Below are 20,537 nucleotides of genomic sequence, written 5' to 3'. Positions count from 1 at the left end.
TAAGCTGCTACTCGTCGGACTAGCCTGAATGTTGATGCCGGTAAGTATTTAATCCTAGTGGTATATTTGATTTTAACAGAAGGCGGTATCCCATACAAGATTTGCCCTCAAGAAGAATTAGCGTGGTTCATCAATGATTTTGTTGATTTAGTTGTTAATTTAAAAATGGGGATCAGCATCCCCATAAGCGTTGCAGGGCTGTCAGTCTGCTAGTTGTGACTCTATATAATCAAGTCTATAAGGTAGAATTTATTCTGGCAGCGAACTATTTAGCCTTCTTAAATTGTAATTCCTGCTTGACAATGCTTCAGATATTTAAAGCTAAAATCTATCCAACGAATGAGTCAAAAACTTGCATTAGTCAAATTATTGGCTGTGAACTACCTACACTGACCTTGCAGTACATTGTCGGCTTCCCAATTCACCGGGGATTGCCTCTGTCGTCATAGATTTTTTACGTCCTGATGACTTTGGTCTTACATCCCCTCCAAGGGCAGAAGCGCTAGTTCCTAACGCCCATAATCGCAATCCTTCATTTCTAATATTTATCGCAGCATTAATGTCTCTATCATGCTGTCTCTGACAGTGGGGACAATCTACAAATCTTATACCCAATGAATCATAACCATTCTGTAGCATCGGGATTGGTTGTAGGGTCTGGCTACAAAGTTGAGATGATGGGAAGAAACGACCTATTTCTTGATAGGTGTGTCCAAATTTATCAGCTTTGTATTTAAGCATAGTTAAAAACATCCCCCAATCTTGGTAACATATAGCCTTTGCCAGATGAGGATTTTTAACCATGTTTTTTACAAACATATCTTCTACACAAATAACTTGGTTTTCGGATGCTATTTTGCGAGATAGCTTGTGCAGAAAATCAACTCTTACTCTAGCTATTTTACTAGAAACTTTAGCTACTATTCGTTTAGCTTTGCGACGTTTATTAGACGTTTTATCGGTCTTTTTAGCTAACTTCTTTTGTTTGCGTTTTCTATTCTTTTCTAAAGAAGCTAATTGTTTTTTGGGAAGGTCATACTTTGACCCTTCGGAGGTGATAGCAAAGTTTTTTAATCCCAAGTCAATACCAATAGCATCTCTTCTTGCTACTACTGGTTTATCATCCTGGTTAAAAAGAATAGAAGCATAGTATCTACCATCAGCATTTCTTGATATTGTTACAGTTGTGAATTTGGCATCGGGTAGCTCTCGATGAAACACGGCTTTAACTATCCCCAAGTTACCAGGAAACTTAATTACAGAGCCTTTTGGTATTAATTTAACGTTTTGGGGATATTGAATCGATTGTTTACCATGCTTGCACTTGAAATTAGGAAATTTAGCACGTCCCTCAAAAAAGTTGACAAACGCACTTGAAAGATTGAAGGTTACTCGCTGCAACACTTGGCTGTAGGCAAGTCCTAACCATTCATATTCCTTTTTCAATCCCGGCAAAAATTTGTCCATTGCAGCCTTAGAAAGACCTTTCCCCGTGTCTTTATAGGCAGTAGTTGTGGCATTAAGCATATAATTCCACAACCAACGAGTATTGCCAAAACATTGTGCAAGGTATGATTCTTGCTCATTGGTCGGATAAATTCTAAGTAAAAAGGCTTTGTACATGGTGAAACAGTGCATTCCTGTCGTCTTGCATCGGAAAGCACATATTGAACCCGGAGGGCATAAACTTTACTGTGTTTATACATTTATGGTAACAGAAGAGACTAGATTTGTGTTAACCTTGGGTAGTAAAGTAAAAAGCTATCTCCCTGATCTGGGTGGTAGTTAACGAAAAAAAGATTAAATTGACTCATTATTAACATTCTCCACAAGACTTATCCTTTACCTTAGAAGATGAACAGGTGTGTTTTTTGCTATGCCTGCATGTCTTTGGTGAGTGTACTTAGCAAGGCATTAATTTAATGATGCCGTTTTTCCTTCAAGGCCAGTTTTGTGAAACGAAAATCCGGTAAACTAAAGCTGGCAAGGTAGGGGAATAGTTTTTTTTTGAAAAACGGTTAAGTAAATTATCGGAGTGGTAGAACGAATGTACAATCAAGGTGCTGTTGAGGGTGCTGCCAACACAGAATTAGGTAGCCGCGTTTTCGTCTATGAAGTGGTGGGTTTGCGTCAGGGCGAAGAAACCGATCAAACTAACTACCCAATTCGTAAAAGTGGCAGTGTGTTCATCAGAGTGCCTTATAACCGCATGAATCAAGAAATGCGACGTATCACTCGTCTAGGCGGCACAATTGTTAGCATCCAGCCCGTAACTGCTCTAGAGCAAGTTAATGGTAAAGCCTCATTTGGGAATGCTACAAGCGAAGTCAGCGAGTTAGCTACATCTGGGGAAACTGCTAACAGTCAAGGAAATGGTAAAGCCACACCTGTAAATGCTGATAGTGAAGACGAAGGCTTCGTTAAACCATCAGCTGAAGAACAGCTCAAGAACAAGGACAACAAAGGCAACACCATGACTCAAGCGAAAGCCAAAAAAGACCAAGGTGACGTTCCTGTTAACACTTACCGCCCCAATGCTCCGTTTATTGGCAAGGTAATATCTAATGAACCGCTAGTCAAAGAAGGTGGTATTGGTATTGTTCAACACCTCAAATTTGACATTTCCGCCGGGGATTTGAAGTATATAGAAGGTCAAAGTATTGGGATTATTCCACCAGGATTAGACAAGAACGGCAAGCCGGAAAAACTCAGACTATATTCCATCGCCTCAACTCGTCATGGCGATGATGTAGATGATAAGACAGTCTCACTGTGCGTCCGCCAGTTGGAGTACAAGCACCCGGAAACTGGCGAAACAGTCTACGGTGTTTGCTCTACACACCTGTGTTTTCTCGAACCAGGGGCAGACATAAAAATTACCGGGCCAGTGGGTAAGGAAATGTTGTTACCCAATGACCCTGATGCTAATGTGATCATGTTGGCAACCGGAACAGGTATTGCCCCGATGCGGGCTTACCTCTGGCGTCAGTTTAAAGATGCAGAAAGAGCAGCCAACCCAGAATACGAATTTAAAGGATTCTCTTGGCTAATATTTGGCGTGCCGACAACTCCAAACCTCTTATATAAGGAAGAACTGGAAGAAATTCAAGAAAAATATCCTGATAACTTCCGCCTCACTGCTGCCATCAGCCGCGAACAGAAAAATCCTCAAGGCGGTAGAATGTACATCCAAGACCGCGTAGCGGAACATGCTGATGAATTGTGGCAGTTGATTAAAAATGAAAAAACTCACACCTACATCTGCGGTTTGCGAGGTATGGAAGAAGGTATTGATGCAGCCTTAACTACTGCTGCTGCTAAGGAAGGCGTAACCTGGAGTGTTTACCAGAAGGAACTCAAGAAAGCTCATCGCTGGCACGTAGAAACATACTAAGTTAGTCATTAGTCATTGGTCATTAGTCATTAGTTTTAGACAAAGGACGAAGGACGAAGGACGAAGCGCAAAGTCTGTAGACGCTTCTGCGGCTTCCCGCAGGGTGCGCCGGCTGACGGCGAACAGACGGCAGTTCCTTTAAGCGAGGGAACCCCGCCAACGGACTGCCTCAACTTTGTAAGAGAGGACAAATGACAAAGGAAGCAGGATAATCAGTAGGTAGGGCAAATGCTCTACCTACAATTGTTGTTGGTGAAATTGGGTGCAAAATTTGTGGGTGTGAAACTAGGAATACTGGGATTAGGCACCGTGGGAACGGGCACAGTGCAGTTGTTGCAAGATAAGGCTGGGCGTCATCCATTGTTGCAAGAGATAGAAATCTATCGGGTGGGAGTCCGATCGCTCGATAAACCCCGTGCAGTAGAATTGTCTACGGAAGTCTTAACTACAGATTTAGAAGCTATTGTCAACGATCCGGCGGTAGATATAGTTGTCGAGGTGATGGGCGGATTGGAGCCGGCGCGATCGCTCATCCTCAAAGCTTTAAGTAATGGTAAACACGTAGTCACTGCCAATAAAGCAGCGATCGCTCGCTTTGGAGCGGAAATTTTCACAGCTGCCAATCAAGCCGGCGTATACGTCATGATAGAAGCCTCTGTGGGTGGTGGTATTCCGGTAATTCAACCCCTGAAGCAGTCTTTAAGCGTTAACCGCATTCACACTATAACTGGCATCGTTAATGGTACAACTAACTACATCCTGACGCGGATGCAAACAGAAGGCAGCAACTTCAGTGATGTTTTAGCTGATGCCCAACGTCTGGGTTATGCTGAGGCTGACCCCACAGCTGATATCGATGGCTTAGATGCAGGCGATAAAATTGCCATCCTCGCATCATTAGGCTTTGGTGGACGCATCAACCTACAGGATGTTTATACTGAGGGGATTCGGCAAGTGAGCAAAACAGATATTGCTTACGCCGAAAAATTGGGATTTGTGATTAAATTGTTAGCGATCGCTAAACGTGATACTCGCTCATCTTTGCTCTCCGTCAGAGTTCATCCGACTTTAGTGCCTAAAGCCCACCCTTTGGCTAGCATTAACGGCGTTTACAACGCCATTCTTGTCGAAGGAGAACCCATCGGGCAAGTAATGTTTTTTGGCCCTGGTGCTGGCGCTGGTGCAACCGCCAGTGCTGTAACATCGGATATTTTAAATTTAGTTGCTGTCCTCAAAACCAATACAGCAGTTGCAAATCCATTATTAGCTTGTGGACATCAGGAATATTGCCAAATTGCGCCAATGGCAGAACTGATAACTCGGTTTTACGCCCGTTTCCTCACCAATGATCAACCTGGAGTTATCGGTAAATTGGGTACTTGCTTTGGCAACTATGGCGTTAGCTTAGAGTCAATTGTCCAAACTGGCTTTCAAGGGGAACTAGCAGAGATTGTGGTTGTTACCCATGATGTGCGGGAAGGCAACTTTCGGCAAGCTTTAGCAGAAATTCGGAATTTATCAGCGATCGAAAGCATCCCTAGCATACTGCGTGTACTTTGAGATTAGTCTTTTAGCGATCGCTCGGTGTTGAACCACAAGCCTAAGTCTTTGGCTGATTGGTATGAGAAAAACCCCCGTTGATTTGTACCGTATGGGAAATGCGACTTCTTCGAGAATAGATAACATTCGTTCAAAAGACATTGAAACTTACGAAGAAGATGGTGATATTTGGGTTATAGCAGGTTCAGGTGGAATTTCAACGTTTGCTGTTCAGGGAGTTGGGAAGAATTGGTGCAAGTTGGATAGGGGAACTGATATTCCCAACGAAATCTGTTTGGTGAATGATTATGGCAATCACTGGCTGTGGGAACCAAGTTACACTATGCGAATAGAAGACTATAAGAATGCATTGCGGTTAGTTAGTGAGGCATTTTACAAAGTCAATTAAGGGAGTTGTTAAACGTGAATTTTTCTCCTAAAGCAATTCGATTTATTGTTGAGGCGCTAGAATATAGGATTGAAGCTTATCAAAAGCAATTAGAGACAGATAATTTGAATGATGATGAGGTTTCAGATATCACCAATGACATGATGTTTTTGGAATCTTTGTCGCAAGAATTAAAGAAGGAACTCTCAACAATTGCGCCATCGGTTTTTTAATGTGATTAATTGCTGGAATGATGGTTAACTGAATAGCCCCAAAAGCACAGAGTTGATCGCTTGGTGTTGAACCAGAAGCCTAATATTTTTGGACTGTGGGTTAAAAGTGGCTTATCGTTAGACATTGCTTTGACTTTACCAGAGGCGATCACGCCAATTTTGGATTTGCCTGGGGAACGTAAACAAGTAATAGACTAGGTACGTAGAGGCGTGAATTTTTGCGCCTTTATGATTTGTGGAGATAGTAGGATTGAAGTACGCCAGTTAAACAGCCATATTTGCTGATTTAGTAGCACTAAACATCAACAATAACTGAATTAATGGGTGTTAATAATAAGGAGTAAGCGCCGTGGTAAATTTGAATAATTATAACGCAGAATTAGCTGATGAAGAAATTTTAGATGAAGAAGATAATGATGAAGAACAATATGAAAAAGTAACTTTTCAATATGATCCAGAAAAAATTAATATTGCTACAAGGGAGCCAACTATTGAGCAATTACTCAGAAGAATTGACGAAGAAGCACTTGATTTAGCACCTGAATTTCAACGTCAAGCAAATATATGGACCCTAGAAGCAAAAAGTAAATTAATTGAATCTATTCTAATTAGAATTCCATTGCCTGCTTTTTATATTGATGCTACAGATGAAGATAAATGGGTAGTTGTAGATGGCTTACAAAGATTGTCTGCTCTCAAGCATTTTGTTATTGATAAAAGTCTTAAATTAGTTGGATTAGAATACCTGAAAGAGCTTAAAAATAGAACTTATGACGAATTAGAACGAAGATATCAACGTCGTATTTTAGAAACTCAAGTGACAGTATATTTAATTGAAAAAGGTACACCTTTGGAAGTTAAGTATAATATCTTCAAACGTATTAATACAGGAGGTATACGTCTTTCCAATCAGGAACTGCGACATGCTTTGAATCCTGGGCAAGCTACAAAACTTTTGGCTAATCTAGCTTCTTTACCAGAGTTCAAACGTGTTGTTAATCTTAGCCCAGATAAAAAAAAGAGAATGGATGATAGAGAGTTTGTACTAGGATTTATTGCTTTTTATTTAATTTCTTATAAAGAATATAAAGATGAAACTAGAGATTCTTTTTTAAGTAAAGCTCTGTCGAAAATAAATAGTCTTTGCCAGGAAGAAATACAAAACTTAGAAGCGATTTTTAAAAAGGCGATGAGTGCAGCATTTGATATTTTTAATAATAATGCTTTTCGCAAAATCTCTAATAAAAACAAAAGAAAATTCCCACTAAATAAATCCTTATTTGAAGTCTGGTCTGTAAATCTTGCAAAGCTCGATATTCAAAATATTGAAATATTAAAAGAGAGAAAAAAAGAACTAATAGATACTTTTGTTAAATATGTAGATAATGATACAGAATTTCTAGTATCAATATCTCAAGCAGTAAACAAAATAGAGCATAGATTTGAAACAGTTGAAAAAATTATCCAAGAAGTATTATTATGATTAATTCTCTAAGATTGACCAATTACAAAGCGTTTGAAAATCAGTTAATCGAATTTAAACCACTAACTTTACTTTCTGGTCTAAATAGTACGGGAAAATCTTCTGTCCTACAATCGCTACTTTTGCTGCGCCAATCTTATCAACAAGAATTATTGCCAAATGTTGGTTTAGCATTGAATGGCGAATTAGTACGTATTGGTACTGCTAAAGATGCATTTTGTGAAAGAGCCAAAGAGGATTATCTTGGTTTCGAGATTATTTGGAATGATGGAAAAAAAGGAATTTGGCGTTTTAGCTATGACCTGATTAAGACAGGTGCAGATGTTTTAAATAATTTAGATTCAAAATCACCGATTGAGAATGTCTATAAATCAAGTCCTTTCAATAGAAGATTTCACTATTTACAGGCTGAGCGTCTCGGGCCACGAACATCTTATGATGTGTCAGATTATCAAGCACGACGACTAGGACAGTTAGGTAGTAAAGGTGAATATACTGCACATTTTTTAGCAATTAATCAAGATAAAGATGTTCTTCAAAGTAAACTAAGACATCCGATGGCAAAATCTAACGCTCTTAGCAGCCAGGTTGAAGGATGGATGAGAGAAGTTAGTCCTGGTACAAGGATTAAAATTAACTCAAATTCAGATATCGGTTTAATGAGTTTGCAATATTTTTATGGGGATAGTAATCCCTATCGTACTACTAATGTCGGATTTGGAATTAGCTACACATTACCCATTATAGTAGCAGTTTTATCATCTTCTCCGGGTACACTAATTATAATTGAAAATCCAGAGGCACATCTACATCCTAAAGGACAAGTCAAGATGGGTGAATTATTATCACTTGCAGCTAGTTGTGGAATTCAAATAGTAATAGAAACTCATAGTGACCATATTTTAAATGGTATTCGTCTTGCTGTTCATGGAGGAAAAATTAAGCCGTATGATGTTCAGCTACATTATTTTCAGCGACAAGATAAAGAAGGGCAAACTGTTACAGAAGTAGTATCTCCACATATTGATCGGAATGGCAGAATTGATCGATGGCCTGATGGATTCTTTGATGAGTGGGAAAAAAGTTTAGATGTTTTACTTGAGCCTGCGGGAGAGTAAAAGGTGGATTTTGACTTAATATTAAATGAGTTATCTCTGCGAAATCCGGCTCCAAATAAGCAAATAGCACAGCAAAGAATGTCTGAGCTAATTAAGACCATAAAGGCAGTAAAAGCTCAAGGCGTAAAGGTAAGCCTCCGTACTAAAGAAGATTTTCATATAACAATCCTTGCACCTAACTATCCTCTTCGTCACTGGCTTAATGACGCGGATCAAGTTGAACGACTTTTTATCAAAACTCTTGCAACTAAAGCACCTTTCTCAACTAATATTGCAAATTCCGAAATCCAAGATATTGAAAATAATGCTAGCTTGTCAGAATTTCGTCATCAAGGAGAAATGGCTATTGGGCTTGGTATTGCTTATGTACTTAATACGATCACAATTAATACGATTGCAATCAGCTTACTTTCTCAGGAATGCTGGGATTGTAACCGTGTAAAACTGGAATTCCAATGCTTGGATGAGGATGAAGAGATAATTAGCGAAATTGTAGAAATTATCCATGCTAGCCGTAGCTGTCATGTACAAGAACACGCTAGTCTGATTCAACAAAACCAAGAGCGCATTTATCAAAATGTTAGCGATGGGGTAGAAGTTTGGAATCGCAGAGAGGAATTATTTCCTAACCTAGAATTCTGCGATGCTGTTAGAAGGCAGTTGGAAGATATCCGTACTGCACAGTTAGAATTACAGCCTGTTGTGAGCATATTATTTGAGCTTCACAAATGTAGTAAAAACTGGAATAATGGCTATTTCAATCTCGACGGGTATCCTATTGAGGAATCGGGGGAAAGTAAACCAACACTTGATAAATATTTCAAAGAAAGAACTTTTCGTTGTCCTGATGGTAAAGAGCGCCTATTTGAACGACATGTTAAATTGAGGTTCTGTAACTGGCGAATCCATTTTTTTGCTGAACAACCCGGAATAGTAATTATTGGCTATATTGGTCGCCATCTTCCTACAGTAAAGTATAGAACTTGACTAGAAACATTCTGATCCGCACTTCTTTTTCCTTCCACTGCTAAACTAAAAAACAACCCTTACTCCTGCAAAGGTAGTCTTATGACCTCTGCAACCGATCCATCCACCGCCCTAACCCCGTTTCCAGACCATACACAGCTTCCTGAGTCTGATGGCACTTTCGTGAAAAACTTTCAGGAACATCCCCAAAGCATTCTCCTAACGGACTCGATTAAACCGATATTGCAAAAACGTCATCCTGATGGACAATACTGTATTGGTCAAGATAGCGGTATCTACTGGCGGATGACTGACCCCCCAGAAAAAGGCGCAGAAGCACCAGACTGGTTTTATGTAGGGAATGTACCACCTACTCTGAATGGGCAAACGCGCAGGTCTTATGTATTATGGCGAGAGTTTATTGCCCCATTGATTGCATTGGAATTTGTTTCTGGTGATGGTAGTGAGGAGCGAGATAAAACTCCTTGGAAGGGGAAATTTTGGATTTATGAGCAGGTGATTCGTCCTCCCTTCTACGGCATTTATGAAGTGAATAAAGCCAGCGTAGAAGTTTATGAATTAATTGGTGGACAATATCAGTTATTAACCGCAAATGAACGCGGACATTATCCCATACATCCTTTAGGAGTTGAGTTAGGGATTTGGCAGGGACAATATTATAATATGGAATTACCTTGGCTACGCTGGTGGGATTTGCAAGGTAATTTGTTATTGACTGGTGAGGAAAGAGCCGATCGCTTAACTGCCCAATTGCGATCGCTAGGTATCGAACCAGAAGCCTAGATTTTTGGATGAAGGGTTATGGCAAGAGTTACTGACACAAGACATCAATCGCTTAAACAAGTTAGTTAGAGCTTTGCTGCTTAACATTTTCCGCTGGCCCCACATTTGCAATTTCATAGCCAGTGGGATAGCTGGGGATAGGAGAGTCAATATGAAAACTAGGGTGATTCCGAGGTGGGAATAACCGGATTAATCTGGCTCGGATTTTTAGTAGACTTACCATAGCCGATCGCAGCAATGGCGAGGGATAGGGAAAACCAAAGGCATCGAGCATTGTGTCATCCAGTAAAGCGTAGATACCTGGTTTGATGGAAGAACGCATCCACGAAGGAAACCAACTCAAAAATAAATCGCGTGTAGCTTCCCCAACTCGACAATTTGTATCTGAATAGCGAAATTTTTGGCGCTCGTAGTCAAGGTTATAGCGCTCCAATTCTTCGTAGGTTTCAGGGATATTCTGAATCTGCATTTGCTTACCTACTTCTCGCCAGAAGTAAAAAGACGCTAATTTTTCTTGTTCGCACATCAGCCGCCAACCAAACCGCGCATTCCAGCGGATAGGCTCGAAAATAAAAGTTGAAAGTACATACAGGAAATCGTTGTTGTCAATGTTGAAGCGTCCGTGGATTGCATTCATGCGTTGCAGGGCTTGTTTGCCGCGATCGCTATCATAACCCCACTGAATCATCTCTCCAACAATTATTGACGTATCATCGTAGCGTTTTTGCGGACGATGGGTAAATTCTCCTGTCTGATTCAGCAATTTAGAAATACTAGGAACACAATAAGTTCGCATCAAAGCAACTTCGAGCGATCGCGTCATATCCCAAGCAAATTCATAGCCATTCATCAAGTAATAAATCCGGCAATGATCTTGCACTGGGTCAAGTCGCTGAATTAGGTGAAGATTTTTATAGCGATTCAGAAGCATCTGAAATTTCCCTGTATTCAATTCAGTTATTTATTCACATCCAGCAACCGCGAAGTTTCTAACCGACTCATCCACTTCTCTAAATAAACTCGATTACCTTTTTCCTCATTTGGATCTTTAGTATCCAAAGGATAAGGCATTAGTCCCAAAATCGTTGCTGTTGTCACGCAAAACATCGATTTTTGGAAACTTATGCAAATTTGTACCCGCAAATCATCTTCACCCCGGAGACTGCGACGATAAATTTCGTGCAAATACTCTGGAAGATAGTGACGCATATCTTGCATCAACATGGTGGGAGGAATACCCGCGCCACCGATGGGCAAAGGATCGGCATACAATGCGCCATATTGAAATCGAGTTTGATCTGGGGGAATTTGATATCCTTGGGCGTTGTATGAAACTGTACCGTGGAAAGGAGTTCCTCGGAAGAATACTGCCTCTACATAAGGTATTGCTGTATCTGCTAAGAATGTCAAACCAACGCTTTTAGGAATGATTTCATAGACTTCATCCCGAATTTTGACGGCGTAGGTAATTGGGTTTGACGCATTCGCCACTAATCCTGCTTTAATGTGGTCTACAACTTGGGGAATCGATTTGATTTCGCCTTGGTCGTAGCGGTCTGATAAGCTGAGGAACATATCAGCCATTACTCGCCAAAATTGGCCTAAACCGGTGTAGTAAGCAGAGACGCGCAAGTGTTCTGTTAAGAAATCTGGAAACAGTTGGTTAATACCTGGAATTAAAGGATTATTTTTAAATTTTGCAGTGATAACGGCTTGCGCTCTTTCTTGAAATTCCTTTGTATCTAAATACGTATCTAGTCCACCGCCACCGTGCCACATCATGGCTTTCAGGCAATATTCGGCATATTCAAAATTAATTCGGTTATGCCACCAGTGACGGAGTAATTTCTGAAAAGAAACCTCTCCATTAAAGTATTTAAAAAATGGGAAAAATACTAAAAACTGATGCTCGGCAATATAGTTAAGATTTTTTGAGTAGGCATCTAAAACTACGCCATAGCTTTTAAGAATGCCAACAACTTCTAGCACATTCTCTGGACTATCGGGGAGTAATCCCTCTCCTTTTTGCAGACGTTCAATATACTCAGCTAAGGGATTGTGAGTAGCTTTCTTTTTAATAGTTACCATTGCTAGTTCTCCAAAGAATATAGGAATTGGGGTATTGGGCATTAAGAGGATGTTTGAAAAGTCCTCTTATCGGTAGCAAAAAGTTCTAGATCCCCCTAAATCTCCCGATAAATTGGGGGACTTTGATTCCGGTTCCCCCCTTTTTAAGGGGGGTTAGGGGGGATCAATAAGTGCCTAAAATCACAGCCAACCACTTTTAAAACATCCTCTAAGAAAACTCTTTCCCAGTCCCTAATCCCTAATCCCTAATCCCCAGCCCTGATTGCCTTATCCAAGGACACCGTTGCTACTACGTTTTGGGTATTCACCATTGCTGTAATTGTTGGTTCAGTCCAGCGTACTAACCAACCAGGTTGAATGCCGAAAATCACAATCAGCACAGCTAAAATTGCAGCTGGGGCGCGATCGCTCCAATATACACGCGGTAAGTTAGTAACTGATGCAGACAAGCGTCCAAAAAAGGCGCGGTTGACGAGAATTAAGAAGTAAACGGCTGTTAAACCTGTACCAAGCATGCACAGCAGGGTTTGTACTGGAAAAACTGGAAAACTCCCGCGATAAACTACGAATTCGGAAATAAACCCGACCATTCCCGGTATACCAGCACTGGCCATGACTCCGACAATCATCAAACTACCGATTACTGGCATACCCCGTTCTGGGTTTAGCAATCCTTGGATCACTTCTAAATCGCGGCTTCCGGCTTTTTTATACACAACCCCTACCAGCAAAAACAGCATTGCCGAAATCAAGCCGTGGCTAATCATTTGCATCACAGCACCCAACACACTTAAAGGTGTGGCTGCCGCCGCCGCTAAAAGCACGTAACCCATGTGTCCAATGGAACTGTACGCCACCATTTTTTTCATATCGGTTTGAGCGATCGCGCAGGATGAACCATACAATACACTTACCACTGCCCAAGTCGCTAACCAAGGAGCCACATAAGCCCAAGCTTCTGGTAACAAGTTCATCCCAAATCGCAGTAAGCCGTAAGTTCCCAACTTCAACAGCACCCCAGCCAATAGCACGGAAATCGGTGTGGAAGCTTCAACGTGAGCATCTGGCAACCAAGTATGGAAGGGAACTAAGGGAATTTTAATCCCAAAACCGACCAAAATCCCCGCTAGCAGTAAAAGCTGTGTCGCTAAAGGTAGAGTCGTTGCGTTCAAGGTTGCTAGTGCAAAGTTAGAGGAACCACTCAGCCAAACCATGCCGAGGAAACTTGCTAAAATCAGGATTCCCGAAACGGCTGTATAAATCAGAAATTTTGTTGCAGCATAACCCCGTCTTGCGCCACCCCAAATGGCTATTAATAGATATAGCGGAATCAGTTCCAATTCGTAAAACAGGAAAAATAGCAGTAAATCCTGTGCCAGAAAGGCTCCTGTTACCCCAACACTTAATAATAGTATCAAAGAGTAATAAAATTTTGGACGCTGTAGGGATTCATCGCTGCTGTAGATAGCAATGCAAGTTAACAATCCATTTAAAACTAGCAACGGCAAAGATAAACCATCTATCCCAAGGTTATAGTTCAAGCCTAAAACATCTACCCAAGGGAGAGACTCGGCAAACTGTTGAGTGATTTCTCCTGGATGAAACTGAATTGCTAGTAGAATTGTCCACAAGAAAGCGATAATGGCAAAGACCAAAGCCACCCCGCGAGCGAATTTTCCATTGATGCCAGAGGGCGAGAAACCAATTAAAGCTGCGCCGATTAATGGCACTAGAATTAAGACACTAAGCATAGATAGAATTCAGGTAAGGGGAGATGAGGGAGATGAGGGGGATGAGGGGGATGAGGGAGAATAATAAATCCGAACTCCTACTCCCTTCACGCTTTCAGATTACCTATTTCTTCTTCTGTTTGTTCCTTGGCGTCCTTGGCGTCCTTGGCGGTTCGTTAAAAAATTAGGTATTCTGACAGAACTATAGGAATAACTGCTAACTCGTTTAAAAAGGCAATTTATCTAGTAAACCCGATGACCAGCTGATGAAAAAACCCAGGACGCTGACAACTGCTAGGATGGTCAACATATAGCCCTGAGATTGGCCAGAAATGCTGTACTTTAAAGTTTGTCCGCCGAGAATTGTCGCAAACCCAACCAAGTTTACGAAACCGTCAACCAAGTAGCGATCGCTCCAAGATGAAACCTTAGATAGCAATGCTACTGCACTCACTACAGTCACTCGATAAACTCGGTCAATATAAAAATCATAACCTAACAAGTCTTGCAGAAATCTCCACGCCAAGATTCTCGATCTTGACCAAGCTTTGTGTAGATAAACTGTACACCCTAGACCTACTCCCACTACGGTAGAAGCAAACAACGCTAAGGCCACATACCAATTAATACTTTCCCAATCGGGTAACAAGTACCATTGCTGTAACATCAGAGGTAGAAGCAGAGTCAGCACTGTGAGAATCACCATTGGTAGCGCCATCTGCCAACCAACTTCTGGGGTGCGACGGGTCTTTTGTTGCGGTTTCCCCCAGAAAACTAATCTAAATACTCTGGTCAAATTCAATGCTGTCAAGCCATTGACCAATAATAAAACCCCAATCACCCAAGGGCTAATATTCACAAAACCGTCAGCCCATGCTAACATTGCCCAGAAGCTTCCCAGTGGTAGCAGTGTTACCATCCCCGCTGAACCGACTACAAAGGCAGTGGTGGTGGCTGGCATCCGTGACCACAGACCGCCCATTTCGGTTAAGTCTTGGCTTTGGGTAGTCAAGATTACTGAACCAGAACTCATAAATAATAATGCTTTAGCGATCGCATGAGTTAACAGCAACATCAACGCTACACCCCCTTGCTGCAAACCCACCGCCAAAAACACTAAGCCCATGTATGCACTGGTAGAATGAGACAGCGATCGCTTAATGTCAATTTGAGCTATAGATACTAATGTTGCCCCAATCGCTGTCACCGTGCCCATAACTACCAAAGCATTCAAGGCAACTGGCGACAGTGCTAACAATGGTTGCAGTTTATACAGTAGATAAGCACCACCAGCTACTACTAGTGAGTTTCGCATTACCGAGGCGGGGTTGGGCCCTTCCATTGCCTCATCTAACCACAGGTGCAGTGGAAATTGGGCGCATTTCCCAGCAGGCCCAGCAATTAATGCCAACCCCAGCAACGTCGATGTCATTGGGCTTAAATTAGCTGTTTGCGCCCACTCATATAAATCCGAAAAGTTCAAACTACCGGCTAAGGTGGAAAGTGTCACCACACCCATCAACAGCAACAAGTCTCCCACCCGTTTAGTCCAAAACGCATCCCGCGCCGCCGTCACTACTAAAGGTTGAGCATACCAGAATCCCACCAGCAAATAAGTGGAAAGCGTCAGCACTTCCAAAAGGGCATAGCTGAAAAACAAAGAATCACTGATTGCTAGACCACTCAGCGCCGCTTCAAAAAATCCCAGCAGCGCAAAAAAACGCGCCAACGACCAGTCCTTTTCCATGTAACCCAGAGCGTAAACTTGTGCCAAGAGGCTTAATCCCGTAATTAAAACTGTTGCCCCAATACTGACTGCTGAGAGTTCCAAGCTAAAAGATAAGTCTAAATCAGCAGCTTTAAACCAGCTAATTAGTAACTTTTCTGGTTCTCTATCCCAGATATTTTTAAATACAAACAGGCTATGGGCAAAAGCTAAAACAGTCGTCAACAAGTTGATATATGCCGCAGGTCTTGGCCCTGTTCGCTGAATTATCCCTATTCCCCACGGCAAGGTCAAAATCGCGCCGAATAAGCTATAAAAAGGCACAAACCAACTTGTTGAAAATAGAAATTGATCCATTTAAATTTCCCTTTACGACTCAGCCTTAATTTTAAAAAAAGCTTTCAAACAGTTATGATTTATTTAATAAAATTAATTTACCAAAACACCGATGTTTTTTTTACTATTGTTTCAACTAAATTCCCGGAAGTACTTTTACTTAACCTTACCCGATTAAATATAAGTAAAATATAACTTTACATAAGTAAAAGCATTTACTTGTCTTAACATCACCGACCTGTTTACATTTGTATTTCTACTTTGATCAAAGTACTTTATACGATATATTTGAAAAAATTATATATTTTTCACCTAGTCCTTGTACATGGAGTCAAATTTGAGGAAAGATAGAGACAGCAAAACATACAGCCTCTGCTTGTCCCTCGCCAGATGGGATTAGCCTGAGTTATGAATGTCATTTTGTAAATGTAATAAAGAAATTATAAAGCATAAGTGGCTGTTCTAGGAATTAGTCAATTTTAATTGCCCAGAAGCGCAGATAAATTTTTGTTAAGTTTTTTAAAACTTTCTTATCATAAACTATTATAGTATTTTATATTGCCAGGGATGCCAAGCTTTCCTATGCTTAATTTGGAAGTGTTTTCTTAGCTGTAAGATAAAGCTCTCCCCGTCAAAAATTTCAAACAACAGTACTGATTAGATTCATTTTGTAGGAGTTCTGCGATGCCAATTGCAGTTGGTATGATTGAAACGAAGGGCTTTCCAGCAGTAGTAGAAGCTGCTGATGCGATGGTGAAAGCCGCCCGTGTCACTTTAGTAGGCTATGAAAAAATTGGTAGCGCTCGTGTCACCGTGATCGTTAGGGGAGATGTATCGGAAGTGCAAGCTTCTGTAGCAGCTGGGGTTGAAGCGGCGAAAAGAGTTAATGGTGGTGAAGTGTTATCCACTCACATCATTGCTCGTCCTCACGAAAACCTGGAATACGTCTTGCCGATACGTTACACAGAAGCTGTGGAACAGTTCCGTACTTAAAAGCTGTTTAAACAAAGTAATTAACGCTTTTTACCTGATTAAGCATCACTTTTGTCCAAGGCTAAAAACTTTGAATTTGAAATAGGGATTAAAACTAATGTCAATTGCAGTGGGAATGGTTGAAACGCTAGGCTTTCCAGCAGTAGTAGAAGCTGCTGATGCAATGGTGAAAGCTGCCCGCGTCACTTTAGTAGGCTATGAAAAAATCGGTAGTGGTCGGGTAACGGTGATTGTCCGGGGTGATGTTTCGGAAGTGCAAGCTTCTGTGGCCGCAGGTGTTGAATCTGTAAAGCGGGTTTTCGGCGGACAAGTGCTGTCTACTCACATCATTGCTCGTCCTCACGAGAACTTGGAATATGTCCTGCCAATTCGTTATACCGAAGACGTAGAGCAGTTCCGGGAAAATGTGAATGCAATTCGTCCTTTCGGTAGAAGACCGTAATTTGTAATGCAAGTTGCCAAAGTTCGCGGCACAGTAGTTAGCACCCAAAAAGATCCAAGTCTCAGGGGTGTGAAACTACTGTTGTTACAATTAGTGGATGAAGACGGAAACATCCTGCCACAATATGAGGTAGCAGCAGATAGTGTGGGAGCAGGAGTAGATGAGTGGGTACTTGTCAGTCGTGGCAGTGCTGCTCGTCAAGTTCTTGGAAATGAACAACGTCCATTAGATGCAGTAGTGGTGGCGATCATAGATACCATTCACGTTGAAGATCGCCTCATTTACAGCAAAAAAGATCAATATCGATAGTCAACAGTTAGAGAAGTGAAGAGTGAGGAGTGAAAAGTGAAAACTCATAACTCCTAACTCCTAACTTAATACAGGAGGAATCTCGCGATGGCAGTTCGCAGCACGGCGGCACCCCCAACCCCGTGGTCAAGGAATTTAGCTGAACCCAAAATCCATGAAACTGCCTTTGTACATTCATTTTCCAATCTGATTGGGGATGTACGGTTAGGTGCAAATGTAATCGTTGCTCCGGGGACTACGATTAGAGCAGATGAAGGCACACCTTTTTATCTTGGTGAAAACACGAATATTCAAGATGGTGTTGTCATTCATGGGTTAGAGGAAGGTCGAGTAATTGGCGATGACCAAAATAAATACTCAGTATGGATTGGTAAAAACGCTTGCATTACCCACATGGCTCTAATTCACGGGCCAGCTTATGTGGGGGATAATTCCTTCATTGGCTTTCGCTCGACAGTGTTTAATGCCAGGGTGGGTGGAGGTTGCATCGTGATGATGCACGCTTTAATTCAAGACGTAGAGATTCCCCCTGGTAAGTATGTACCTTCGGGAGCGATAATTACCAACCAGCAGCAAGCTGATCGCTTGTCAGATGTCCAAGATGAGGATAAGGAATTTGCTCATCATGTGGTTGGGATTAATCAGGCATTACGAGCTGGTTATCTCTGTGCTGCGGATAGCAAATGTATAGCACCCATTCGGGATGAAATTGCTAAATCTTATACAGGTAATGGTATTACTGTCTTAGAGTTGGAAAGGAGTAGTGAAGTGTCGAGCAATAGCTTGGGTGCAGAAACAATAGAGCAGTTGCGGTATCTATTGGAGCAAGGATATAAAATTGGTACGGAACACGTAGACCAAAGACGGTTCCGCACAGGTTGTTGGACTAGTTGCCAACCAATTGAACCGCGATCGCTCCGGGAAGCGATCGCAGCATTAGAAAGCTGTGTAAGAGAGCATAGCGGCCAGTATGTCCGGCTGTTTGGCATTGACAAAGGTAGACGGCGCGTATTAGAAACCATCATCCAACGTCCAGATGATGATGTTAAACCAGCTACCAGCTTTAAGGCTCCGGCTAGTCGTGGTAATGGCAGTTATAGCAGCAGTAATGGTAATGGTAACAACTCTAGCAGTGGCAAAGTCAATGGTGAAACTGTAGAGCAAATCCGCCAACTCTTGGCAAGTGGTTACAAAATTGGTATGGAACACGTAGATGAACGTCGCTTCCGAACTGGTTCCTGGACTAGTTGCAAGCCAATTGAAGCAACTTCCATAAATCAAGTAATCTCCGGCTTGGAAGAATGTATTGAAAGCCATCAAGGCGAGTATGTGCGTTTAATCGGCATTGATACCAAAGCCAAACGGCGGGTATTGGAAACGATTATCCAACGTCCAAATGGTCAAGTAGTTTCCTCTGGCAGTCAGAAATCATTTACTACCAGTGGTACCTCAGCAACAGCAACAGCTACCAGTACCCGCTTGAGTACTGAAGTAGTAGAACAGCTGCGGCAATTATTGGGTAGTGGATATAAAATTAGCATTGAACACGTAGATGAACGGCGGTTCCGTACAGGTTCCTGGACTAGCACCGGTCAAATTCAAGCCTCCTCAGAAAGAGAAGCGATCGCAGCCATAGAAAAGCACCTCGGCGAATATCCAGGGGAATATGTCCGCTTAATTGGTATTGACTCCAAAGCCAAACGGCGGGTATTGGAAACGATTATCCAACGTCCAAATGGTCAAGTAGCCTCCTCTGGCAGTCAGAAATCATTTACTACTAACAGTCCACCCTCTGCGACTGCTACAGCAACAGCTACCAGTACCCGCTTGAGTACTGAAGTAGTAGGCCAACTTCGGCAATTATTGGCTGGCGGCTCTAAAATTAGTATTGAACACGTAGACCAACGGCGCTTCCGTACAGGCTCTTGGACTAGTAGCGGTCAAATTCAAGCCTCCTCAGAAAGAGAAGCGATCGCAGCCATAGAAAAGCACCTCGGCGAATATCCAGGGGAATATGTGCGCTTAATTGGTGTTGACCCCAAAGCGAAGCGTCGGGTATTGGAAACGATCATTCAACGACCATAGTAGATAGTAGGGAGTGGGGAGTGGGGAGTGGGGAGTAGGGAATTTTAATATCCACCATTCACCATTCACCATTTACCATTCACCATTCTGGCTTCCGAGGTTAAAATTTCCATGTCTGTGCCGCCACTGCGCCTCAGCAATAACTTTGATTCTTATATTAGTGGCGAGGTGACTATTCATCCAAGCGCGGTACTTGCACCTGGGGTGATACTCCAAGCGGCTGCAAACAGCAAAATCATCATTGGGTCAGGGGTCTGTATTGGTATGGGAGCAATTCTCCAAGTCCATGAAGGAACCCTAGAGGTAGAAGCAGGCGCAAACCTGGGAGCAGGTTTTTTGATGGTTGGCAAGGGCAAAATTGGAGCAAATGCTTGCATTGGTTCGGCAACAACAGTTTTCAACTATTCGATTGAACCTGGACAAGTAGTTCCACCTGGATCGATTTTAGGAGACACCAGTCGGCAGATTGCCCAAACAAAGCAACTTGAACCATCCACAAATAACCCAGCTTCTACAAATGCACCACCGCAGAAGGAAGAGGAAAATGGCTTAGGTGGAGTTAAGGAAAAGGTAATTTCCTCAACTAACTTCTCAGCTGCCGCTTTTGTGGATTTCAAACAAAACAAGTCGATTTCTTATTTTAAATCTCCCGCCACTTCAGAAAGACAGTCTCCTCCCGTGGAGGAACCGGTCAATGATGCTGACTCCAGTTTGGGGGAAGCCGCCCAAGAGTCTACAGAACATAACTCAGACTCCAGTCAGCCAACCACAGAATCCCCTAACGGTTTCGGGAGTCAAATTTATGGGCAAGGGAGCATAAGCAGACTGTTGACTACATTGTTTCCTCATAGACAATCCTTGAACGACCCAAACTCTGACGATTAGTTCGAGTAAGTGTTAATT

19 protein-coding genes and 1 pseudogene are annotated in these 20,537 nt (G+C 42.0%); 15 read left to right on the top strand and 5 right to left on the bottom strand.

What is annotated here, in order from left to right:
* Positions 1–384 precede the first annotated feature (384 nt).
* Positions 385–1,623, bottom strand: a complete 1,239-nt coding sequence (locus tag V7L05_RS21770; protein WP_335167030.1) for an RNA-guided endonuclease InsQ/TnpB family protein — start codon at positions 1,621–1,623, stop codon at positions 385–387.
* A 424-nt stretch (positions 1,624–2,047) separates the two neighbouring features.
* Between V7L05_RS21770 and petH the strand changes: the two genes are divergently transcribed.
* The 9 genes from petH (at position 2,048) to V7L05_RS21725 (ending at position 9,925) form a co-directional block, all read left to right on the top strand.
* Positions 2,048–3,394 carry a ferredoxin--NADP reductase gene (gene petH / locus V7L05_RS21765; protein WP_335167028.1) on the top strand — a complete coding sequence of 449 codons (1,347 nt, stop codon included), beginning with the start codon at positions 2,048–2,050 and terminating at the stop codon, positions 3,392–3,394.
* 273 nt (positions 3,395–3,667) lie between these two features.
* Entirely contained in the window at positions 3,668–4,954 is a 1,287-nt protein-coding gene (locus tag V7L05_RS21760) for a homoserine dehydrogenase (RefSeq protein ID WP_335167087.1), read from the top strand.
* 61 nt (positions 4,955–5,015) lie between these two features.
* A complete protein-coding gene (locus V7L05_RS21755; protein WP_335167026.1) occupies positions 5,016–5,342 on the top strand; it encodes a hypothetical protein in 327 nt (108 codons plus the stop codon).
* Positions 5,343–5,356: 14 nt separating this feature from the next.
* Entirely contained in the window at positions 5,357–5,554 is a 198-nt protein-coding gene (locus V7L05_RS21750) for a hypothetical protein (protein WP_335167025.1), read from the top strand.
* A gap of 60 nt (positions 5,555–5,614) precedes the next feature.
* Positions 5,615–5,752 (top strand): hypothetical protein, encoded by a 138-nt coding sequence (locus V7L05_RS21745; protein WP_335167023.1) that lies wholly within the window; start codon positions 5,615–5,617, stop codon positions 5,750–5,752.
* A 151-nt stretch (positions 5,753–5,903) separates the two neighbouring features.
* The gene (locus V7L05_RS21740; protein WP_335167021.1) at positions 5,904–7,037 is read left to right on the top strand and encodes a DUF262 domain-containing protein; all 1,134 of its coding nucleotides are present in this window, start codon (positions 5,904–5,906) and stop codon (positions 7,035–7,037) included.
* Positions 7,034–8,155 (top strand): AAA family ATPase, encoded by a 1,122-nt coding sequence (locus V7L05_RS21735; RefSeq protein WP_335167019.1) that lies wholly within the window; start codon positions 7,034–7,036, stop codon positions 8,153–8,155. Before V7L05_RS21740 ends, V7L05_RS21735 begins: the two co-directional genes overlap by 4 nt.
* Before the next feature lie 3 nt (positions 8,156–8,158).
* The gene (locus tag V7L05_RS21730; RefSeq protein ID WP_335167017.1) at positions 8,159–9,142 is read left to right on the top strand and encodes a hypothetical protein; all 984 of its coding nucleotides are present in this window, start codon (positions 8,159–8,161) and stop codon (positions 9,140–9,142) included.
* A gap of 81 nt (positions 9,143–9,223) precedes the next feature.
* The gene (locus tag V7L05_RS21725; protein WP_335167016.1) at positions 9,224–9,925 is read left to right on the top strand and encodes a Uma2 family endonuclease; all 702 of its coding nucleotides are present in this window, start codon (positions 9,224–9,226) and stop codon (positions 9,923–9,925) included.
* A 61-nt stretch (positions 9,926–9,986) separates the two neighbouring features.
* Here V7L05_RS21725 and V7L05_RS21720 read toward each other — a convergent pair whose 3' ends face one another.
* The 4 genes from V7L05_RS21720 to V7L05_RS21705 form a co-directional block, all read right to left on the bottom strand.
* The gene (locus V7L05_RS21720; RefSeq protein WP_335167014.1) at positions 9,987–10,856 is read right to left on the bottom strand and encodes an oxygenase MpaB family protein; all 870 of its coding nucleotides are present in this window, start codon (positions 10,854–10,856) and stop codon (positions 9,987–9,989) included.
* Between the two features lie 26 nt (positions 10,857–10,882).
* Complete coding sequence (locus tag V7L05_RS21715; protein WP_335167013.1) at positions 10,883–12,013, bottom strand: CO2 hydration protein; 1,131 nt, start codon at positions 12,011–12,013, stop codon at positions 10,883–10,885.
* Between the two features lie 245 nt (positions 12,014–12,258).
* Complete coding sequence (locus tag V7L05_RS21710) at positions 12,259–13,764, bottom strand: NADH-quinone oxidoreductase subunit M (protein WP_335167011.1); 1,506 nt, start codon at positions 13,762–13,764, stop codon at positions 12,259–12,261.
* Between the two features lie 205 nt (positions 13,765–13,969).
* Positions 13,970–15,826: an NAD(P)H-quinone oxidoreductase subunit F gene (locus tag V7L05_RS21705; protein ID WP_335167009.1), complete on the bottom strand. Its 1,857-nt coding sequence runs from the start codon at positions 15,824–15,826 to the stop codon at positions 13,970–13,972.
* Between the two features lie 663 nt (positions 15,827–16,489).
* Here V7L05_RS21705 and V7L05_RS21700 point away from each other — a divergent pair.
* The 6 genes and pseudogenes from V7L05_RS21700 (at position 16,490) to V7L05_RS21680 (ending at position 20,519) form a co-directional block, all read left to right on the top strand.
* Complete coding sequence (locus V7L05_RS21700; protein WP_190891121.1) at positions 16,490–16,798, top strand: carbon dioxide-concentrating mechanism protein CcmK; 309 nt, start codon at positions 16,490–16,492, stop codon at positions 16,796–16,798.
* Positions 16,799–16,895: 97 nt separating this feature from the next.
* Positions 16,896–17,240, top strand: a complete 345-nt coding sequence (locus V7L05_RS21695; RefSeq protein WP_196515968.1) for a carbon dioxide-concentrating mechanism protein CcmK — start codon at positions 16,896–16,898, stop codon at positions 17,238–17,240.
* A 6-nt stretch (positions 17,241–17,246) separates the two neighbouring features.
* Positions 17,247–17,549, top strand: coding sequence for a EutN/CcmL family microcompartment protein (locus V7L05_RS21690; protein ID WP_229460483.1), 303 nt, complete (start codon positions 17,247–17,249; stop codon positions 17,547–17,549).
* A gap of 87 nt (positions 17,550–17,636) precedes the next feature.
* Positions 17,637–19,283: pseudogene (locus V7L05_RS21685) on the top strand (ribulose bisphosphate carboxylase small subunit); the annotation flags it as partial.
* A complete protein-coding gene (locus V7L05_RS34825; protein ID WP_442937879.1) occupies positions 19,260–19,634 on the top strand; it encodes a ribulose bisphosphate carboxylase small subunit in 375 nt (124 codons plus the stop codon). The pseudogene V7L05_RS21685 and the gene V7L05_RS34825, both read left to right, overlap by 24 nt.
* Positions 19,635–19,745: 111 nt before the next feature.
* Complete coding sequence (locus V7L05_RS21680) at positions 19,746–20,519, top strand: transferase (RefSeq protein ID WP_335167005.1); 774 nt, start codon at positions 19,746–19,748, stop codon at positions 20,517–20,519.
* The last annotated feature ends 18 nt before the right edge of the window (positions 20,520–20,537 follow it).

The organism is Nostoc sp. (genome assembly GCF_036917755.1).
Lineage (GTDB): Bacteria > Cyanobacteriota > Cyanobacteriia > Cyanobacteriales > Nostocaceae > Nostoc.
Note: the sequence above shows the minus strand (reverse complement) of the source record. Positions and strands in the feature narration are given on the sequence as shown.

Bases quoted from the DNA above. Each gene is read 5' to 3' on its own strand.
- V7L05_RS21770 (WP_335167030.1), bottom strand. From the start codon at position 1,623: ATGTACAAAGCCTTTTTACTTAGAATTTATCCGACCAATGAGCAAGAA.
- petH (WP_335167028.1), top strand. From the start codon at position 2,048: ATGTACAATCAAGGTGCTGTTGAGGGTGCTGCCAACACAGAATTAGGT.
- V7L05_RS21755 (WP_335167026.1), top strand. From the start codon at position 5,016: ATGAGAAAAACCCCCGTTGATTTGTACCGTATGGGAAATGCGACTTCT.
- V7L05_RS21735 (WP_335167019.1), top strand. From the start codon at position 7,034: ATGATTAATTCTCTAAGATTGACCAATTACAAAGCGTTTGAAAATCAG.
- V7L05_RS21725 (WP_335167016.1), top strand. From the start codon at position 9,224: ATGACCTCTGCAACCGATCCATCCACCGCCCTAACCCCGTTTCCAGAC.
- V7L05_RS21720 (WP_335167014.1), bottom strand. From the start codon at position 10,856: ATGCTTCTGAATCGCTATAAAAATCTTCACCTAATTCAGCGACTTGAC.
- V7L05_RS21715 (WP_335167013.1), bottom strand. From the start codon at position 12,013: ATGGTAACTATTAAAAAGAAAGCTACTCACAATCCCTTAGCTGAGTAT.
- V7L05_RS21710 (WP_335167011.1), bottom strand. From the start codon at position 13,764: ATGCTTAGTGTCTTAATTCTAGTGCCATTAATCGGCGCAGCTTTAATT.
- V7L05_RS21705 (WP_335167009.1), bottom strand. From the start codon at position 15,826: ATGGATCAATTTCTATTTTCAACAAGTTGGTTTGTGCCTTTTTATAGC.
- V7L05_RS21700 (WP_190891121.1), top strand. From the start codon at position 16,490: ATGCCAATTGCAGTTGGTATGATTGAAACGAAGGGCTTTCCAGCAGTA.
- V7L05_RS21695 (WP_196515968.1), top strand. From the start codon at position 16,896: ATGTCAATTGCAGTGGGAATGGTTGAAACGCTAGGCTTTCCAGCAGTA.
- V7L05_RS21690 (WP_229460483.1), top strand. From the start codon at position 17,247: ATGCAAGTTGCCAAAGTTCGCGGCACAGTAGTTAGCACCCAAAAAGAT.
- V7L05_RS21680 (WP_335167005.1), top strand. From the start codon at position 19,746: ATGTCTGTGCCGCCACTGCGCCTCAGCAATAACTTTGATTCTTATATT.